Annotated in this window: 17 protein-coding genes and 1 tRNA gene; 7 read left to right on the top strand and 11 right to left on the bottom strand. The window is 71.8% G+C overall.

Features of this window, described 5'->3' with window-relative positions; all coding sequences use genetic code 11:
* The first annotated feature begins 39 nt into the window (after positions 1-39).
* Positions 40-1374, top strand: coding sequence for a 3-carboxy-cis,cis-muconate cycloisomerase (gene pcaB / locus NI17_RS01535; protein ID WP_068687969.1), 1335 nt, complete (start codon positions 40-42; stop codon positions 1372-1374).
* 5 nt (positions 1375-1379) lie between these two features.
* Here the strand turns inward: pcaB and NI17_RS01530 are convergent, their stop codons facing one another.
* Complete coding sequence (locus NI17_RS01530) at positions 1380-2207, bottom strand: alpha/beta fold hydrolase (protein WP_068687878.1); 828 nt, start codon at positions 2205-2207, stop codon at positions 1380-1382.
* A gap of 69 nt (positions 2208-2276) precedes the next feature.
* Between NI17_RS01530 and pcaD the strand changes: the two genes are divergently transcribed.
* From pcaD to NI17_RS01520, 3 genes are read left to right on the top strand one after another with little or no spacing between them, the layout of a single operon-like run.
* A complete protein-coding gene (gene pcaD / locus NI17_RS24515) occupies positions 2277-3041 on the top strand; it encodes a 3-oxoadipate enol-lactonase (protein ID WP_068687877.1) in 765 nt (254 codons plus the stop codon).
* Between the two features lie 59 nt (positions 3042-3100).
* The gene (gene pcaC, locus NI17_RS24510) at positions 3101-3487 is read left to right on the top strand and encodes a 4-carboxymuconolactone decarboxylase (protein ID WP_068687876.1); all 387 of its coding nucleotides are present in this window, start codon (positions 3101-3103) and stop codon (positions 3485-3487) included.
* 31 nt (positions 3488-3518) lie between these two features.
* On the top strand, positions 3519-4694 hold the full coding sequence (locus NI17_RS01520) for a 4-hydroxybenzoate 3-monooxygenase (protein ID WP_068687875.1): 1176 nt from the start codon (positions 3519-3521) through the stop codon (positions 4692-4694).
* 90 nt (positions 4695-4784) lie between these two features.
* Here the strand turns inward: NI17_RS01520 and NI17_RS01515 are convergent, their stop codons facing one another.
* The 5 genes from NI17_RS01515 to NI17_RS01495 all read right to left on the bottom strand — a co-directional run bounded on the left by NI17_RS01515 (position 4785) and on the right by NI17_RS01495 (position 9349).
* Entirely contained in the window at positions 4785-6407 is a 1623-nt protein-coding gene (locus NI17_RS01515; protein WP_119267847.1) for a SulP family inorganic anion transporter, read from the bottom strand.
* A gap of 86 nt (positions 6408-6493) precedes the next feature.
* On the bottom strand, positions 6494-6835 hold the full coding sequence (locus NI17_RS01510; RefSeq protein WP_068687873.1) for an ArsR/SmtB family transcription factor: 342 nt from the start codon (positions 6833-6835) through the stop codon (positions 6494-6496).
* 319 nt (positions 6836-7154) lie between these two features.
* Positions 7155-7649: a PIN domain-containing protein gene (locus NI17_RS01505; protein ID WP_481571772.1), complete on the bottom strand. Its 495-nt coding sequence runs from the start codon at positions 7647-7649 to the stop codon at positions 7155-7157.
* Between the two features lie 36 nt (positions 7650-7685).
* Positions 7686-8783, bottom strand: a complete 1098-nt coding sequence (locus NI17_RS01500) for a helix-turn-helix domain-containing protein (protein ID WP_068687871.1) — start codon at positions 8781-8783, stop codon at positions 7686-7688.
* Positions 8784-9273: 490 nt separating this feature from the next.
* A tRNA-Asn gene (locus NI17_RS01495) sits at positions 9274-9349 on the bottom strand.
* Between the two features lie 186 nt (positions 9350-9535).
* Here NI17_RS01495 and NI17_RS01490 point away from each other — a divergent pair.
* The 3 genes from NI17_RS01490 to NI17_RS01480 all read left to right on the top strand — a co-directional run bounded on the left by NI17_RS01490 (position 9536) and on the right by NI17_RS01480 (position 10917).
* Positions 9536-9850 (top strand): hypothetical protein, encoded by a 315-nt coding sequence (locus tag NI17_RS01490; RefSeq protein ID WP_068687870.1) that lies wholly within the window; start codon positions 9536-9538, stop codon positions 9848-9850.
* Positions 9851-9891: 41 nt separating this feature from the next.
* Positions 9892-10389, top strand: coding sequence for a hypothetical protein (locus NI17_RS01485; protein WP_068687869.1), 498 nt, complete (start codon positions 9892-9894; stop codon positions 10387-10389).
* A 63-nt stretch (positions 10390-10452) separates the two neighbouring features.
* Positions 10453-10917 (top strand): pyridoxamine 5'-phosphate oxidase family protein, encoded by a 465-nt coding sequence (locus NI17_RS01480; RefSeq protein ID WP_068687868.1) that lies wholly within the window; start codon positions 10453-10455, stop codon positions 10915-10917.
* A 13-nt stretch (positions 10918-10930) separates the two neighbouring features.
* Here the strand turns inward: NI17_RS01480 and NI17_RS01475 are convergent, their stop codons facing one another.
* The 5 genes from NI17_RS01475 to NI17_RS01455 all read right to left on the bottom strand — a co-directional run bounded on the left by NI17_RS01475 (position 10931) and on the right by NI17_RS01455 (position 17994).
* Positions 10931-12274: a glycoside hydrolase family 18 protein gene (locus tag NI17_RS01475; RefSeq protein WP_068687867.1), complete on the bottom strand. Its 1344-nt coding sequence runs from the start codon at positions 12272-12274 to the stop codon at positions 10931-10933.
* A 102-nt stretch (positions 12275-12376) separates the two neighbouring features.
* Complete coding sequence (rpoD, locus tag NI17_RS01470) at positions 12377-13495, bottom strand: RNA polymerase sigma factor RpoD (RefSeq protein WP_068687866.1); 1119 nt, start codon at positions 13493-13495, stop codon at positions 12377-12379.
* A 71-nt stretch (positions 13496-13566) separates the two neighbouring features.
* The gene (dnaG, locus tag NI17_RS01465) at positions 13567-15429 is read right to left on the bottom strand and encodes a DNA primase (RefSeq protein ID WP_119267843.1); all 1863 of its coding nucleotides are present in this window, start codon (positions 15427-15429) and stop codon (positions 13567-13569) included.
* A gap of 93 nt (positions 15430-15522) precedes the next feature.
* The gene (locus NI17_RS01460) at positions 15523-16539 is read right to left on the bottom strand and encodes an arabinan endo-1,5-alpha-L-arabinosidase (protein WP_243597585.1); all 1017 of its coding nucleotides are present in this window, start codon (positions 16537-16539) and stop codon (positions 15523-15525) included.
* Between the two features lie 222 nt (positions 16540-16761).
* Entirely contained in the window at positions 16762-17994 is a 1233-nt protein-coding gene (locus NI17_RS01455; protein WP_119267841.1) for a deoxyguanosinetriphosphate triphosphohydrolase, read from the bottom strand.
* Between the last annotated feature and the right edge of the window lie 57 nt (positions 17995-18051).

Genomic DNA, 18051 nt, shown 5'->3' with positions numbered 1-18051 from the left:
CCGCCAGGACCAACGAGATGGGGAGCGACGCTCGTGGGGCTGTTCGACGGGGTCTTCGGGCACGGTGCGATCACCGCCGAGACCGGCGACGCGGCATGGCTGCGCGCACTGCTGGACGCCGAGGCCGCACTGGCCCGGGCGTGTGCGCGGGCCGGGGTGATCGACCCCGCCCACGCCGAGGCGATCGGTCGGGCGTGCAGCCCCGACAACTTCGACCCCGCCGCACTCGGCCGCGCCGCCACGGCCGGCGGCAACCCGGTGATTCCCCTGGTCGAGGAGCTGACCCGGCTCGTGGGCGGGGACGCCGCACGGCACGTGCACCAGGGCGCGACCAGCCAGGACATCCTGGACACCGCTCTGATGCTGCTGGCCCGCCGCGCGCTCGCGGTCGTCCTGGCCGATCTGCGGGACGCGGGCGACCGCCTGGCCGAACTGGCCTCCGCGCACCGCGCCACCGCGATGGCCGGGCGCACCCTGCTGCAGCAGGCGCTGCCCACGACCTTCGGCGCCGTCGCCGCGAACTGGCTGGGCGGCCTGGACTCCGCCGCGGCCCGCCTCGACGACGTCGCCGCACACCGGTTGGCCGCCCAACTGGGCGGAGCCGCGGGCACGCTCGCCTCGCTCGGGGAACGGGGCCCGGAGGTGGTCGCGGCATTCGCCGCCGAACTCGGACTGGCCGAACCGGCGCTGCCCTGGCACACCGAACGCGGCCGGATCGCCGAACTGGCCGGGGCGCTGGCCCAGGCGTGCGGCGCGGTCGGCAAGACCGCGGGCGACATCGTGCTGCTGGCGCAGACCGAGGTGGGCGAGGTGGTCGAGGAGGGCCCTCCCGGCAGCGGCGGCTCCTCGACCCTGCCGCACAAACGCAACCCGGTGGCGGCGGTGTCCGCCCTGGCCTGCGCCCGCCAGGCCCCGGGACTGGCCGCCACCCTGTTCGCCGCGCAGGTGCAGGAGCACCAGCGCGCGGCCGGGGCCTGGCACGCCGAATGGCCGGCCGCCGCCGACCTGCTCGGTGTCACCGGGTCGGCGGCGGCGTGGCTGCGCACCTCCCTGGGACGGCTTCGGGTGGTCCCCGAGCGGATGCGCCGCAACCTGGAGGCGACCGGCGGACTGCTGCTCGCCGAGCGCGTCACCGCCGACCTGACCGCCGAGTTGGGCCGGATGGACGCCCACGCGCTCGTCCAGCGCGCCTGCGCCCGGTCCGTCGCCGAGCGGCGGAGCCTGGCCGACGTTGTGACCGAGGAGCTGGCGGGGCGCCGCACCCGGGCCCGGATCGACGCCCTGCTCGACCCGGAGGACTACCTCGGGGAGGCGCCCCGCCTCGCCGACCGCGCCGCGGCCGCCCACCGCGCCCTCCGGAGGGGGGCGCGGTGACCGGGTCAGTCCAGGGCGGCCAGGAACTCCGCGAGCGCGGCGGTCAACTGGGCCGGTGCGTCCTGCTGCACCAGGTGCCCCGCGCCGTGCAGCACCCGCAGCCGCGCACCGGGCACGAGCGCCGCCAGTTCCCGTCCCCTCTCCAGGGGAATCCAGGTGTCCTCCTCCCCCCAGCACACCAGCACCGGAAGGCCGATCTCCCCGTAGCGGGGCCGCACCTCCTCGGTGTGGCGCTGGTCGGCCTGGGCGATCTGGCGGTAGAACGCCGGCTGTCCGCGCTCCCCGAGCCAGGGCGCCACCAGCGCGTCCAGGACCGGCTCGGGCAGCGTGCCGTGGCCCGCCGAGGCGACGTAGGCGCGCACCAGGGCCTCGTGCAGGTGTGCGGGCAGCTCCTCGAACACCCGCGTGTTCTCCCCCACCAGCCGGAAGAAGGCAGACCCCCACGGAGCGAGCGCCACCGCGTCCACCAGCGCCAGCCCGCGGTAGTCCACGCCGTGCAGCAGGTGCGCCCGCAGCGCCACCGCGCCGCCGAAGTCGTGCCCCACGACCACGGGCGCCGCCAGGTCCCAGACCCGCAGCAACTCGACGAACACCTCCGTCTGCGCGGCGAGCGAGACGTCCTGGCCGTCGCGCTGCTCGGAGATTCCGTACCCGGGCATGTCCCATACGTGCACCTGGTGGGTAGCGGCGAGGGCGCGGGCGACATCCCGCCATACGTAGGAGGAGAACGGCGTCCCGTGCAGCAGTACCACGGGGGCGCCCGAGCCGAATCGGTCCCAGCGCACGACACCGTGGGCTGTGGGGTGGGTGTGGTGAAGAGTCCAGTCGGTCATGATCGTCAACAACACGCATCCGTGTCGGCCGATTCCGCTCCGACCGGCTGACAGACGTGAGGAGAGACGATGAGCGTTGAGGTGAACTACACCGTGGACGGTCCCGAGGACGCGCCGCTGGTGGTGCTCAGCGGATCGCTGGGCAGCCGCCTGGACATGTGGGATCCGCAGATGGCGGGGCTCACCGGCCTGTTCCGGGTGGTCCGCTACGACATCCGCGGACACGGCGACTCCCCCGCCCCGCCCGGTCCCTACTCCATCGCCGACCTCGCCTCGGACGTGCTGCGGCTGCTCGACCGGTTGAAGGTGGAGCGCGCGCACTTCGCGGGCCTGTCGATCGGCGGCATGACCGGGATGTGGCTGGGCGCGCACGCGCCCGAGCGCATCGACCGGCTGGCGCTGCTGTGCACCTCGCCGAAGCTCGGCACCCCCGAGTCGTGGGCCGACCGGATCCGCGTGGTGCGCGAGCAGGGTACGGGCGCCCTCGCTCCCACCGTGGTGGGCCGCTGGTTCACCCCGGCCTACATCGAACGCGAGCCCGACACCATCGAGTTGTTCACCGACATGATCAGTGAGACCTCCGTCGAGGGCTACGCGGGCTGCTGCGCCGCGATCCAGCACATGGACCTGCGGCCCGACCTGCCCTCCATCACCGCGCCCACCCTCGTCGTGGCGGGTAAGGAAGACCCCTCGACCCCGCCCGACCAGGCCGAACTGATCGCCGAGGCGATCCCCGACGCCCGTCTGGAGATCGTGCCCGACGCCGCGCACCTGGCGTCGTGGGAGCAGGCGACCGCGGTCAACGAACTGCTCATCCAGCACTTCCGCGGGTGAGGTCCGCCATGGCGGCGGACTCCCCGTGATCCAGTCGACCTCCGAGGAGCACCGAACCCGTGAACACCGACGAGACCCGCCGCGCCGCGGGCACGCAGGTGCGGCGGGCGGTCCTGGGCGACGCGCACGTCGACCGCGCCCAGGCCGCCACCACCGAGTTCACCGAACCGTTCCAGGACCTCATCACCCGCTACGCCTGGGGTGAGATCTGGACCCGGCCCGGCCTGGACCGGCGGACCCGCAGTTGCATGGTGCTGACCGCCCTGGTGGCCAGGGGCCACTGGGAGGAGTTGGCCATGCACGTGCGGGCGGCGCTGCGCAACGGGCTCACCCCCGACGAGATCGGCGAGGTGTTCCTCCAGGCGGCGATCTACTGCGGGGTGCCCGCCGCCAACAAGGCGTTCGCGATCGCCCAGCGCGTGCTGGCCGACTCCTCCGCCGACTGATCCCGCCGCCCCCCGTCGAAAGGACCCCCTCGTGCGTACCCGCGTGGGAATCATCGGGGCCGGACCCGCCGGCCTGCTGCTGTCGCACCTGCTGCACCGCCACGGCGTCGAGTCGGTCGTTCTGGAGAGCCGGCCGCGTGACTACGTCGAACGCCGCCAGCGCGCCGGAGTGGTGGAGCACGGCGTCGCCCGGATCCTGCGCGAGGCGGGGGTGGGCGAGCGCATGGACCGCGACGGGCTGGTCCACCACGGCATCGAGCTGCGCTTCGACGGCCGTGCGCACCGGGTGGACTTCACCGACCTGGTCGACCGGCGGGTGATGATCTACGCGCAGACCGAGATCGTGAAGGACCTGGTGGCCCGGCGGCTGGCCGACGGCGGACAGGTCCTGTTCGAGGCCACCGCGACCGCGCTGGAGGGCGTCGACGGCGACCGGCCCCGCATCCGCTACGAGCACGGAGGCGCCGAGCACGTCCTGGAGTGCGAGGCCGTGGCGGCCTGCGACGGCTTCCACGGGATCGGCCGCCGTTCGCTGCCCGAGGAGGCGGTGCGCACCTTCGACCGCGTCTACCCGTTCAGCTGGCTGGGGATCCTCGCGGACGTGCCGCCGTCGTGCGACGAGCTGGTCTACGCCCACCACCCGACCGGTTTCGCCCTGCACAGCATGCGTTCGACCACGGTGAGCCGCCTGTACCTGCAGGTACCCAACGGCACCGATCCCGCCGACTGGTCCGACGAGCGGATCTGGGAGGGGTTGGAGACCCGGTTCGCGCTGCGCGACAGCGACTGGAGGCTGGGCCGGGGGCGCATCACCGACAAAAGCGTCACGCCGATGCGCAGCTTCGTCACCGAGCCGATGCGGCACGGCCGGCTGTTCCTGGCCGGGGACGCCGCCCACATCGTGCCGCCCACCGGCGCGAAGGGCCTCAACCTGGCCATGCACGACGCGGTGCTGCTCGCCGGGGCGCTGCGGTCCTGGCTGCTGGAGGGCGACGAGTCGCGGGCCGACTCCTACTCCGACGACGCGCTGCGCCGGGTGTGGCGGGCCGAGCACTTCTCCTACTGGATGACCACGCTGCTGCACGCCGACCCCGGCGGCAGCGCCTTCGACCACCGGCTGCAACGCTCCCACCTGGAGTTCATCGCCTCCTCGCGGGCGGCGGCGACCCAGTTGGCGGAGAACTACACCGGCGTTCCGGGGATCTAGCCCCCCTCCCCGCGGTCCTGCCCGTGCGGCCACCTCCCGCGCCCCGACGCGACCGCACGGGCAGGACCGCGTCCGCCCCGGGTGCCCCGGTCAGGCCTTCCGCGCCAGCACCCCGTTGCGGTGCAGCATCGCCAGAGCCGCCTGGATGGCCTCGGGGGTGGTGGCGAAGACGCAGCCCGCCTCCCGCAGCCGCGGCAGGGTGCCCAGCGACTCCAACGGACGCAGCTGACCGGAGCGCAGGCCGGACACCATGACGGTGATACCGCGCGCCCGGAGCCGGTCGACGGCGTCGCCGAGGACCCGCGCCCCGGTCGCGTCGACCGTGTTGACGCGGGCCATGCGCAGGATGACCACCTGCACGTCGGCGACCTCGCTGAGTTCCAGCAGGAACCGGTGGGCGGCGGCGAAGAACAGCGGCCCGTCGATCCGGTAGGCGACGATGTGCTCGGTCAGCAGCGCGCGCTCCTCGTCGGTGTGGTCGCCCGGCGGCAGGTGGCGGGCCAACTCCTCCTGGTCGAGGCTGGCGTTGCGGGCCAGCGCGACCAGGGCCAGGGCGCCCGCGACGAACATGCCGACGAGGACCGCCACCACCAGGTCCACGGCGAGGGTGGCCACGGCGGTGAGCACCAGCACGAACGCGTCCGAGCGGGTGGCGCGGACCATGGCGCGCACCGACCCGACCTCGACCATGCGCACCGCCGTGGCCAGCAGCACTCCGGCCAGGGCGGCCAGCGGAACGCGTCCGACCAGGGGCGCGGCCGCGTAGACGGTTCCCGCCAGGATCAGGGCGTGGGTGAGCGCCGCCAGCCGGGAACTCGCGCCGGAGCGCACGTTGACGGCGGTGCGGGCGATGGCGGCGGTCGCCGGGACGCCGCCGAACAGCGGGGCGGCGATGTTGGCCAGTCCCTGCCCGAACAGCTCCCGGTCGGGGTCGTGGCGCTGGTTGACGCTCATGCCGTCGGCGACCGTGGCCGACAGCAACGACTCCAGCGCGGCCAGCGCCGCCACCGCGACGGCGGGTCCCAGCAGCGCGGCCGTCTGCGAGGGGTCGAGGAAGCCGAGCGAGGGCGCGGGCAGTCCCGCCGGGAGGTCGCCGATGCGCTCCGCCTCCAGGGGGCTGGCCTCGACGAGCAGGGTGGCCGCCGCGACGGCCAGCAGTGAGAACGGGACCGTGGGCCGCCACCGGGCGCCGACCAGCATCACCGCGGCCACGCCGACGGCGACGCCCACCGCCGTCCACCTCGGGTGGGCGGCGAAGTCGCGCACCGCCTCCCACGCCACCAGCACGACCCTCTCCCCTTCGGGGGTGGGCACGCCGAGCGCGGCGGGGACCTGCTGCAGGGCGATGACGGCGGCGATGCCGACGGTGAAGCCCTCCACCACCGAGGCGGGGATGTAGCGCACGTAGCGGCCCGCGCGCAGCAGGGCCAGCAGCACCAGCAGCGCACCCGCCATGAGGCCGACGGTGAGCACCCCGGAGGGGCCGTGCTGGGCGACGATGGGCACCAGCACCACCGTCATCGCGCCGGTGGGCCCCGAGACCTGCAGGTTGGAGCCGCCGAAGAACGCGGCGAGCGCGCCCGCGACGACCGCGGTGACCAGCCCGGCCTGCGCGCCCAGACCCGAGGAGATGCCGAAGCCCAGCGCGAGCGGGAGCGCGACGACGGCGACGGTCAGCCCGGCCAGCAGGTTGCGTCCGGGGGCGTGGCGCATCCGCGCCAGGTCCGCACGCCTCGGAAGCAGTCCGGTGACGCGGCCGAGAGCCGTGCGCAGCGCGCCGCCGCGCGTGGCGGGGGTGCTCACCGCTCCTCCCGCCGGGACCCGCGCAGTTCGGCCAGCAGCTCCCCCTGGTCGGCGAGCATGCTGGTGAGGATGGTGCGCGCGGCTCGCAGCAGGTCCACGACCTGCGGGGTGCTCAGCTCGTAGCGCACCACGCTGCCCTCGCGCCGGGAGACCACCAGCCCGGTGCGGCGCAGCACCGCCAACTGCTGGGAGAGGTTGGACGCCTCGACCCCGATGTCGGCGAGCAGTTCGTGCACCGGCCGCGGACCGTCCTGGAGCAACTCCAGGACCCGGATGCGGACGGGATGGCCGAGCGTGCGGAAGAACTCCGCCTTGGCCTGGTAGAGCGGCACCGGCACGGTCGGCTCTCTTTCACTTTTCGAGGGGTTTCGGGAGGATCGACCGGACCAGAATGTATGAACATGAAGAATTCTTCAATCCAAGAAGGCCGACAGTGACCACTGTCACCACGGGGCTCGGGGCACGTCGTCGACGGCGAACCGCGCCCCGACGGGGAGGAAGAATCGCTGCTGGCAGGACGTGTCCATCCCAGCCAGGACAAGAACAGGCTCACATACGGGAGACCATCAAGTGAACATGGAGCCGTCTCCGCACTTCGCGGACGCTCTCACCAGTGCCCGCACGGACCCCGCGACAAGCTCGGCTCCGGTCTTCACCTCAGCCGAGCAACTTCTTCTCCCTGGCCCACGACTCGAATCCGCCTCTGGGAAAAGGAAGCCGCATCCCCGTGTCGTGGAGGTCATCCACGAGTACAGACGCGTTCGTGACCGTGCATCTTCCCCGTCTGCACGCGTCAGCGATCAGACCGACGGTGCCCCGAACCGTCAGGCCATGCCGCTCTGCGACCTTGCGGGCCGCTCGGTCGTCCAGCACCAGCGTGCCGCCGTTGACCTCGGCGTAGGCGCACAGAGTGGTCTCCCCGACGTTGTGGTCGTCAGTCAGCCCCATGCGCTCACTCCACGTGCTGAAGGCGACAAGTAGTTCCAACGAGTCGCCATTGACAACCGAGATCCACGAGGCATTGACGACCGCTGTCCGCGCGTCCACGTGGTTGCGGCCGATCTCGTCGATTACGGCCCTGGTCGTCACCGAGACGAACCCATTGAGCAGATCTCCGAGAACGTCGAGACGGTCTGCCTTGGCGGAGTGCAGCAGCGGGGATATCGAACAGTAGTTGGTTGGAGAGGGTCAATCCGCCGCTTCCTCGGTGAGTTCTTCGATCGAGACCTGGCCGCGCATCAGTTCCACGGCGCGTACGGGGGTGATCTGCTCCGCGCGCAGCGCCGCCATCACAGCCGAGGCGTAGCGGGGAGGAACACGCACCGAAGCGAGGTCCGGCTGGGGTTTCCACCCCAGTGCGTCCCGGAACTCGACATCTGTCGGCCTCCGGACCCGCAACGCGCGCAACTCGTCGGAGTCCACCATCCCGGTGCGTCTGAGTTGGGCGACAGCAAGACTCCAGGAGACCCGGTAGACCGCCGCCAGCCGCACCAGGGCGTGGCGGCGCGCCTGCGCGTCGTCCTCCTCCGCGACCGCCTGCACCCTGGACCGGGGGAGCAGGAACTCGGCGGCGAACGCCTCCACCACCTGTTCGCGTTCCTCCCGGGACGCATGCACCCCGAGGTCGCTGGAGAACTCGTCGCCCAGGACCAGGTGGCCGAGTTCGTGCGCGGCCGTGCTGCGCCGCCGCCCCGGGTCTTGCCGCGCGCCGACGACGGCGACCGCGACCTCGCCGTCGACCAGGGAGGCGCCGTCGGAGGGCAGCGGGATGACCGTGACGAACTGGCCCGCCCGCTCGCACACGTCGGCGACCGAATCGATCGGCTCCTCACCGAGCTCGAGTTCTCCGCGCAGCCACCGGGCGGCCTGTCCGGCCTGCTCCGCGTCGGTCACCCGTCCGGGACAACGCCGTATCGGTTCCGGATGCAGGACACCGGCCCGGATGAGTTGCCGCACGTCCCGCAACCACTCGGAGAGCAGGGCCTCGGTGCGGTAGGCGCTGCGTGCGGCCGCGCTGTCTCCGACCTCGCTGCTGTCGGCGATGGCCGCCCGCCGGGACACCACCTCCGGAACCGGGTGCAGGAAGTGCGACAGCGGGTAGTCGAGGGCGCGAGCGATCCGGGTGAGCTCCACCGCGTCGATACGGCGGTCGCCCTTCTCCAGCTTGGAGATCATGCTGCGCTCCAGACCGACCCTGTCGGCGAGCGCCTGTTGGGAGAGACCGGCGGCCGACCGGCTCTCTCGGACCCGTTCGCCGATTCGCGTCCAGCTCAGCTCCTCACCCATATGTGCGATTATCGCACGGTCGGGTGAGGGAGTGAACCGTACCGGCGGTGAAAACCCGATCCGGCCACGGTTCCACCGACCCCATCACCGCCGCGCGTCGTTACCGGAGAGGGCCCCTTCCAGCTCCGGGGCCAAGCGCGCCTCCACAGACGGACAAGCCGCAAGAACACCAGTCATCACAGGACGGTACCCCCGTGGCGTAGAACCGCCTTCGAAGACGCGGGAGGGTGGCGCTGCGTCCAGACTCGGCGCCGGGGGCGCCTCGACCGGCCACTGGCAACCCGTGGTGGCCCGTTTCTGGGGGTTCTGTGGAATACCTCAACCTCGTCGAGGTGCGGCGGAGTCGCATTCGCCGCGAATCCGGCCACCAAACCCCGGTCAGAATAACTTTAGGACCCTCCCCGAACTGGGAAGAGCCCTACGTCGTTGAACTCCGCAGAGGTGCTACTGGGGTTAACCGTTTGTACAAGGGTTCCCGTAAGACCTCATGTGGCTCCCGCGATTGGACTCGAACCAATAACCTGCCGGTTAACAGCCGGCTGCTCTGCCAATTGAGCTACGCGGGATCGCGCTGCCGTCGCCCGTGAGTGCCCTCCGAGCGACATGAATAGGTTAGCGCACTCGGCGCAGTGGTCGTGACAGGTTTTCTCCCGGCACGGCGGAACGGACGCGTTGGTGTCGCCTCCCGTACGCCGGAGGCCCGTACCGGTAGCGTTGGGAACGGTAACGACCATCCACGTCGGGAGGACCGCATGCGCTACCGGATCGCCTTCGTCGCTGGACTCGCCGTCGGTTACGTGCTCGGCGCCAAGGCCGGCCGGGACCGCTACGACCAACTCGCCCGGACCGCGCGCAGCATCGTCGAGAACCCGTCCGTCCAGGAGACCGCCGGGCTCGTGCGGGCCCAGGTCAGCAACGCCGGCAAGACCGTCTACGCCAAGGTCTCCGAGAAGGTTCCGGTCACCTCGGTCCGGGACTTCCTCTCCCGCCCCAGCGAGGAGGAGTCCGCCGAACTCGACCGCGTCGAGTCCGCCGCGGCGGCGCCGAGCACCACCGCCCACCCCTGAGCCGCCCCCTCCCCCACGGGGAAGCGGACTACGGTGGGAGCATGCTGCGATGGCTGCGCCGACACGCCCTTCCCGCCGAGGCCCGCGACCGACTCGTCCTCGGCCGGGGGGAGCGGGTGATCGCCCACGCCCTGACCGGGGACAGCGCCGCGGTGGTGGCCACCACCGCGGCGCTGCACCTGCCCGACGGGCGGCGGGTGCCGTGGGAGCGCGTCGACCACGCCGGGTGGAACGACACCGGACTGGTGCTGACCGTCGAGGGCGAACCCGACCGGGTCGTCCCCGTCCCCGAGCCGGGCCGGCTCGCCGAGGCGGTCTTCGAACGGGTCACCGCCACCATCGTCGTCTCCAGGCACGTGCCGCTGCTCTCCGCCGAGGAGGACTCCCCCGGGGTGCGGCTGACCGCGCGCCGCGCCCCCGGCGGCACCGAGGTCACCTGGCGGTTCCGCTACGACGAGGGCGTGGATCCCGACTCCGCCGAGACCCGCGAACGCACCCGTGCGGCCCTGGACCGGCTACGGGAGCAGATGGGGGTCTGAACCGACCGACACGCGTCCGTGACTGACAGGAGTTGTCAGGTAGGGGGGAGATACTCACCTGCCATGACAACCTGGGAATCCTTCGCCGCCGAGGCGCCCGGACTCGCCGCGGCCGTGCGCGCCCGCTTCGAGGCGAACAAGCACCACGTCCTGGCCACACTCCGCCGGGACGGCTCACCCCGCGTCAGCGGCACCGAGGTGGCCTTCCACGGCGCCGACCTGACACTCGGCTCGATGCCCGGCGCGGTCAAGGCCCTCGACCTGCGACGTGACGGCCGGTTCGCGCTGCACGCCAACCCCGGCGACTCCTCGATGGAGGGCGGCGACGCCAAGCTCTCGGGGATCGCCGTGGAGGTGACCGACCCCGGCGAACTCGAGGCGTTCCGTACACACGGCGTCCCGCCCGGACCGTTCCACCTGTTCCGGCTGGACCTCCGGGAGGCCGTGCTGACCTCGGTCGCCGACGACACGCTGGTGATCGACACCTGGCGGGAGGGGGCGGGCCTCCGCCGGTTCCGGCGGACGTGACGGCGGACGGCGCTCAGTCCAGCGATTCGGCCATCGCGGCGACGAGTTCCCCCTCGGGGTCCATGTCCAGGTTCCACAGCACGAGGCCGCGCAGCCCGTGGTCGGCGGCGTAGTCGCCCTTGAGCCGGACCACCTCGGGGGTGTCGTAGGACCACCACTCGTCGCCGTCGTAGATCCAGTAGGCCCCGGTGGCGCGGTCGAAGAAGCGTTCGCCGTCGAGCCGCTCCAGGGTCTCGTAGGCGTCGGTCGACTCCCCGTAGTCGCCGTCGGCGCCGTCCTCGGCCCGGGTGAAGCGCCCGTCGCCGTCCGGGCCGGGGGCCACGCCGCTCCATCCGCGGCCGTAGCCCGGAATCCCCAGCACCAGCTTGTCCGCGGGCAGCCCGTGGTCGAGGTACTGGCGCACCACCCGGTCGACGCTGGTCTGGTCGGGGCCGTCCTCGGGCGCGTACAACTGGGAGTGGTGACCGGTGGTCTCCGCCCACGACCCGGTGAAGTCGTAGCCCTGGACCACCGCGAAGTCCAGGTGTTCGAACACCTCCGGCTCGTAGCTGTCCCGCATGATCTGCTCGTCGTGGGTCAGCGACGCCGAGAGAGTGTAGTGCTGGCCGGTCTCGCGTCCCAGGGCGTCCAACTGCTCCCGGAACTCGGCCACCACGAGGGTGAAGTTCCGCCTGTCGTCGGGGTGCTCCACGTTGTCGGGGTGCCCGTTTCCGCCCGGCCACTCCCAGTCCAGGTCGATGCCGTCGAAGATGCCCGCGGCGACCCCCTCGCCGCCCTGGGGCTCCCCCTCCAGGCGCGGCAGGTTCCCGCGCAGCCACAGGTCGACGCAGGAGGCGACGAAGCGCTCGCGCGACTCCTCGGTGCGCACCGCCTCGGAGAAGTGCGTCGACCAGTTCCAGCCGCCCAGCGAGATGCTCGCCCGCAGGCCGGGATACTTCTCCTGGAGTTTGCGCAGCTGGTTGAGGCTTCCGGCGAGCGGCTGCTCGTAGGCGTCGGCCTGTCCGTCCACGCTCTCCTCGGCGGAGTAGCGGCGCTGGAAGATCTGCCACGGCTGGTCGGCGTCGGGCGGAACGTGGCACAGCCCCTCGTCGCTGACGTCACCGAACGCCCAGATCAACCGGTCCAGGCGGGCGGCGGCGCCGCTGTCGTCGACGTCCTTGATCGAGTAGCCCCGGTTGGCGGTGTTCCAGTCCGCGAAGTAGGCCATGCTCTGCATGGGGGGCGCGTTGCGCGGGCCCCCCGTGGTGACCGCGACGACCCCGCCGAGAAGGGCGACGCCGACGGCCAGGAGGACGGCGACCCACGTGAGCGCGGTCGGACGCCGTCGTGCTACGAGAATCCGGTGCCGACCTGACATGTTCCCAAGGTATCCGCCCGGTCCTCGGCCGTCCCCGCAGAAAACTCGGATGGACGTGTTCTTTGTGCGGCTAGGGCACAACCGCCCACCATTGCGGACGACTCATTCCAGATAGTCGCGGAGTATCTGGGCGCACGAGGGCTGGCGCAGTTTGGCGAGCGTTTTGGACTCGATCTGCCGGATGCGCTCCCGGGTGACTCCGAACTCCCTGCCGACCTCCTCCAGGGTGTGCGGTTTTCCGTCGGCCAGGCCGTAGCGGAGGGCGATGACGCGCTGCTCCCGCTCGGAGAGTCCGTTCAGCACCCGGGCCAACTGGTCCTGGAGCATGACGAACGCCGCCGCCTCCACCGGCGGGACCACGTCGGAGTCCTCGATGAAGTCGCCGAAGGCGGAGTCCTCCTCTCCGACCGGCGTGTACAGGGAGATCGGCTCCTGGGAGACGCGCTGGATCTCCACGACGCGCTCGTCGTCGACGTTCAGCTCGCGGGAGAGCTCCTCCAGCGTCGGCTCACGCCCCAGCTCCTGGTGCATGCGGCGGCGGGTCCGGGCGAGCTTGTTGATGCTCTCCACCATGTGCACCGGGACGCGGATGGTGCGCGCCTGGTCGGCGATGGCGCGGGTGATGGCCTGGCGGATCCACCAGGTGGCGTAGGTGGAGAACTTGTAGCCCCTGGCGTAGTCGAACTTCTCGACCGCGCGGATCAGGCCGAGGTTGCCCTCCTGGACCAGGTCGAGCAGCAGCAGGCCGCGCCCCAGGTAGCGTTTGGCGATGGAGACCACCAGACGCAGGTTGGCCTCGATGAGCCGCCGTTTGGCGACCTCGCCCTCGTGGACCAGTTGCCGCAGGTCGGCGACCCTGTCGGGGTCGTACTGCCGGGGGACGGTCCCGGCACGCGCGGCACGCAGCTTCTGCTCGGCGTAGAGTCCGATCTCGATCGCCTTGGCGAGTTCCACCTCCTCCGCCGCCGTGAGCAGGGGGACCCGGCCGATCTCGCGCAGGTAGACGCGGACGAGGTCGCCGGAGGACGTGCGGGCTCCGGGGTGCTCCTCCTGGCCGGCGACGTCACCGCCGTACCGTTCCGGGGGCTCCGGTGCCGGGTCGACCGCCTCCACCGCAGGGTCGAAATGGTTCGGGCCGCGCACCGGGACCGTTCCCCCACCTCCCGCGCCCGCGGCCCGGGACACCGTGCGCCGCACCGACTGCCTTCCGTTGGGTAACACCGAAAAAGCCACCCCTACAGTGTGCCCGCCTTTCCCCGGTCGGTGAGAGATCGATTTTTGTCACCTTTGTGTCACACAGCACCGCCGAAGCGCTCCCGCATCATCCGTTTACGCTGCTCAACGGCCATAAGTTCGGCAAATACCCGCTGGTATTCCTCGGCTTCGGCCATCGGGTCGAGCCGCCCCAGTCGCGATTTGAGGTTTGTGATCTGGCGGTTGATGGAATGAATTCTGATTGTGCCGATGATCTCCTGGGCCCGGTGTTCGTCGAGTTCTCCGTAAACCTCGATCGGTTCCACCGCCAACTGGGTGAGGAACGCGCGCTGCGCGTCGGTGCGGGCGGCCTCGCGCAACTGCCCGGCCCACCTCGCAGGGTCCTCCACCGCGGCCACCCCGCCCTGCTCCTGGACGAGCCGGAACACGGACCGGTGCTGCTCGACGGTGAACATCTCGGCGTCGAGCTGGTCGAACTCGGTGCACAGCAGGGGGTGCTGCACCGCGAGTTTGAGCGCGAGCCGCTCCCGCTGCACCGAGGGGTCGCGCGGGTCGTGGTCGGCTTGGGCGGAGGCGGCGGGCCGCGGGGACGGCCGCCCTCCGTGCTGGGCGTGCCGCATGTGCTCGCGGACCCGCCTGCTGACGAACTCCTCGTCCATGATGCCGAGCCAGCGGTCGAGGCTGACCCCGTAGAGTTTGCGCACCCCGGCGTTGCGGATGCTCGCCACGATGGGCGCCGCCGCGTCCAGTGCGGCCAGCCGCCCCTCGGGGGTGTCGAGGTTGTGCCCCTCGAACCTGCTGCGGATCATGAACTCGTAGAGCGGCTGCTTGGCGGCGACCAGGTCCCGCACCGCGCCGTCGCCGCGCTGCACGCGCAGGTCGCACGGGTCGAGTCCGTCGGGCTGCACCGCGACGAAGGTCTCCGAGGCGAACCCGTGCTCCTCGGCGAAGGCGCGCAGGGCGGCGTTGCGTCCGGCCTTGTCTCCGTCGAAGGTGAAGACGACCTCGCCGCCGAACTCCGAGCGTCCCAGCAGCAGCCGCCGCAGGATCTTCAGGTGCTCCTCGCCGAAGGAGGTGCCGCAGGTGGCGATGGCGGTGGTGACCCCGGCCAGGTGGCAGGCCATCACGTCGGTGTAGCCCTCGACGACCACGGCCTGGCGCTGCCGGGCGATCTCCTTCTTGGCCAGGTCCAGCCCGTACAGCAGGCTGCCCTTCTTGAACAGCGGGGTCTCGGGGGTGTTGAGGTACTTGGGTCCGTCGTCGTCGGGGTCGAGTTTGCGCGCGCCGAACCCCACGACCTCGCCGGTGACGTCGCGCACCGGCCACACGAGTCGGCCGCGGAACCGGTCGTAGGGGCCGCGCCGCCCCTGGCTGGCCAGTCCGCCGAGGACGATCTCCTTGTCGGTGAAGCCCTTCTTGCGCAGGTGCGCGGTGAGCGCCTCCCACCCGCCGGGGGCGTAGCCGACACCGAAGTGCTCGGCGTCGGCGCGGGTGAACCCGCGTTCGGTGAGGAACCGCCGTCCCGCCTGCGCCTGCGGGCTCAGCAGTTGCTCGGCGTAGAACTCCGCGGCGGCCCGGTGCGCCTCGACCAGCCGCTGCCGCTGCCCCTGCTCGTTGCGGGGCACGTATCCGCCCTGCTCGTAGCGGAGTTGGATGCCCGCCGCGCGCGCCAGGTGCTCGACGGCCTCCACGAATCCCAGGTGCTCGATTCGCTGCACGAAGGCGATGACGTCGCCGCCCTCGCCGCAGCCGAAGCAGTACCAGAGGTTGCGCGCCGGGGTGACGTTGAACGAGGGGCTCTTCTCGTCGTGGAAGGGGCACAGTCCCTTCAGGGAGCCGCCGCCGGCGCTGCGGAGCTGGAGGTACTCGCCGACGACGTCGGCGATGGGGGAGCGCTCCCTTACCAGGGCGACGTCTTCGTCTCTGATTCGGCCTGCCACAACAGATCAGGGTAGTTCGTTCCGGCCGCGCGGGGCCGCGGGGGCGGCGGCCCCGCGGAGCGCGGGGGGTTTCGTGCGGTTCCGGCCCGGCGGTCAGTCCAGTCGCGGCCAGCCGTCCCAGGTCCAGGAGATCGGGTGCAGCGCCAGCCGGAAGTCGCCGCCCAGCGCCGTGTCGTAGTAGTGGTAGGCGAGCAGGCCACCGGAGGCCGACTGGCCGCCGGCGCCGACGATCGAGCCGCTGCGGGAGGCGATGACGGTGCCGCCGCCCCGGAGCAGGGGCTGTCCCCGGCGGTCGCGGTAGGGGCCGGTGACGTCGCGGGAGCGGCCCACGGCGATCTTGTAGGTGCTGTCGGCGCCCCGGCAGCAGCTGTCGAGGGAGACGAACAGGTAGTACCAGCCGCCGCGCGCCATGATGTGGGGCGCCTCGATCGCGTTGGGCGGCTGCTGCCGGTCGGCCAGGTGCAGCACCGGCGCGCCCGGCTTCGCCTTCCCGCTCGGCCAGTCCAGTTCGACCATGCGGATGCCGCTCCAGAAGGACCCGAAGGTCATCCAGTGCCTGCCGTCGGCGCCGACCACGATGCCCGGGTCGATGGCGTTGTAGGGGTCGCCCGGGAAGCTCTCGAAGACCTTGCCCCGGTCGACCCACCGGTAGTCGGGGTCCTCCGGGTCGAGAGTGGTGTTGGTCGCCAGGGCGACGAGCGACCGGTTGGAGCCGAAGGTGGAGGCGGAGTAGTACAGGTAGTAGGTGCCGTTCTCCTCGTGGACCTCCGGCGCCCACAGGTTGTCCACACCGGGGATCTCCCGGGTGATCCAGTCGGGTTTGCGGTCCCAGACGGTTCCGGCGAGCCGCCACTCGTGGCCGTCGGAGGAGGAGCGGATCTGGATGGTGCCGTCCCGGTGGGCGCCGTCGCCGGTGCCGAAGACGTACCAGGGTTCACCGGCTTCGCCGCGGACGAGTCCGGGGTCGTGGACCCGCAGGTCGCCCGAGACGGGCCGGCCGGGGTTGTTGGGCGGTTCGGTGGCGGCCGCCGCCGGAGCGGAGGCGAGCGCCGTGGTGAGCGCCGCCGTCCCGGTCAGGGCCAGGAGCGCGGCCAGCGCGCGTATGGGCATGTCTCTCCCCATCTGTGCGTGACGGCTCCCGAGACTTTCCAGAAAGGGCTTTCCATAAGCCACGGGCACACGTTTCGTCACTTTTCGTAGCGTGGACGCCACATTCTGAACTCACTCCCGTGGACGGTCAAGGGCTCGCGGAGGCGCGGAGCACACCTTCCCTTCCCGGGCCGGGCAGCCGCTTCCCGGGCGTCGGCGCTCCCTCCACCGGGAGGGCGGCGCTCAGCACAGGCGGGCGTGCCAGGCCAGGGCGGAGGTGTCGGTGAGCGAGGCGACCTGGTCGACGACCACCCGCAGCTCGGCGGCGGCGTCGCGGGCCGCCGCGTGGTCGGCCCGAAACGGCGGCTCCAGGGTGTCGGGCGCGCCCGCGGCGACCGCCTCGACCAGGTCGGTGATCACCTGCCGCTCCCGTTCGTAGCGGCGGCTCTCGTCCCGGGGGAACACGTAGTGCGCGGTCACCGCCTTGAGCAGCGCGCACTCCAGCGCCTGGCGGCGCGGCACCACCAGTTCGGCGGCGTAGCGGGTCAGCGGCGCGTCTCCGTGGACGGCCCGGGTGGCCCGTTCCGCCGCACGGCAGAACCGTCCGATCAGCTCGCTGGTGAGGTTCTTCAGCGCCGCCAGCGAACGCAGGTCGCCGTTGAGGGAGCGGGGCCAGAAGTCCAGGGCCAGCAGGTGGTCGAAGACCTCCTCCAGTTCCGCCGGTTCGGCGTCGCAGTAGTGCGCGGCCGCGGTCTTGCACACCTGGACGCGTTCGACCGGGCTGTGCAGCGCCGCCAGCCGGATCTGCCCGGAGTACAGTCCGTCCTCCAGGTCGTGCACGGAGTAGGCGACGTCGTCGGACCAGTCCATGACCTGCGCCTCGAAGCAGGTGCGCCCCTCCGGCGCGCCCTCGCGCACCCAGCGGAAGACGTCGACGTCGTCGGTGTAGGCGTTGAACTTGCGGGTCGCCGGTCCCCGGCCGCGCTGCCACGGGTACTTGAGGGTGGCGTCCAGCGCCGCGCGGGTCAGGTTGAGTCCGGCGCTGCGCCCGTCGGGTGCGCTGACCTTGCCCTCCAGGCGGGTGAGCAGTCTCAGGCTCTGGGCGTTGCCCTCGAAACCGCCGCAGGGGCGCGCGACGGCGTCCAGCGCGGCCTCGCCGTTGTGTCCGAACGGCGGATGTCCGAGGTCGTGCGCCAGGCAGGCCGCCTCGACCAGGTCGGGATCGCAGCCGAGGGAGCCGCCGAGTTCCCGTCCGATCTGGGCGCACTCCAGCGAGTGGGTGAGCCGGGTGCGCGGGAAGTCGCTGACCCCCGGCTGGACCACCTGGGTCTTGGCGGCGAGTCGGCGCAGCGCGAAACTGTGCAGGACGCGGGCGCGGTCCCGCTCGAAGTCGCCCCGGGACCGCCTCTTGGGCGGCTCCGCGACCCACCTGCGCCGGTCGTGCTCGCCGTAGCCGCCGTTCGGGGTGTCGGCCATGGGTGTCCCAACGACGTGTTCGTGTACTGCGCCCACTTTAGGGACGTTCGCGCAGGG

The sequence above is a fragment of the Thermobifida halotolerans genome (assembly GCF_003574835.2).
Taxonomy (GTDB): domain Bacteria; phylum Actinomycetota; class Actinomycetes; order Streptosporangiales; family Streptosporangiaceae; genus Thermobifida; species Thermobifida halotolerans.
Note: the sequence above shows the minus strand (reverse complement) of the source record. Positions and strands in the feature narration are given on the sequence as shown.

Excerpts from the sequence above, each read along its gene's own strand:
- NI17_RS01530 (WP_068687878.1), bottom strand. The coding sequence starts at position 2,207 with ATGACCGACTGGACTCTTCACCACACCCACCCCACAGCCCACGGTGTC.
- pcaD (WP_068687877.1), top strand. The coding sequence starts at position 2,277 with ATGAGCGTTGAGGTGAACTACACCGTGGACGGTCCCGAGGACGCGCCG.
- NI17_RS01515 (WP_119267847.1), bottom strand. The coding sequence starts at position 6,407 with ATGCGCCACGCCCCCGGACGCAACCTGCTGGCCGGGCTGACCGTCGCC.
- NI17_RS01500 (WP_068687871.1), bottom strand. The coding sequence starts at position 8,783 with ATGGGTGAGGAGCTGAGCTGGACGCGAATCGGCGAACGGGTCCGAGAG.
- NI17_RS01490 (WP_068687870.1), top strand. The coding sequence starts at position 9,536 with ATGCGCTACCGGATCGCCTTCGTCGCTGGACTCGCCGTCGGTTACGTG.
- NI17_RS01485 (WP_068687869.1), top strand. The coding sequence starts at position 9,892 with ATGCTGCGATGGCTGCGCCGACACGCCCTTCCCGCCGAGGCCCGCGAC.
- NI17_RS01480 (WP_068687868.1), top strand. The coding sequence starts at position 10,453 with ATGACAACCTGGGAATCCTTCGCCGCCGAGGCGCCCGGACTCGCCGCG.
- NI17_RS01475 (WP_068687867.1), bottom strand. The coding sequence starts at position 12,274 with ATGTCAGGTCGGCACCGGATTCTCGTAGCACGACGGCGTCCGACCGCG.
- NI17_RS01460 (WP_243597585.1), bottom strand. The coding sequence starts at position 16,539 with ATGCCCATACGCGCGCTGGCCGCGCTCCTGGCCCTGACCGGGACGGCG.
- NI17_RS01455 (WP_119267841.1), bottom strand. The coding sequence starts at position 17,994 with ATGGCCGACACCCCGAACGGCGGCTACGGCGAGCACGACCGGCGCAGG.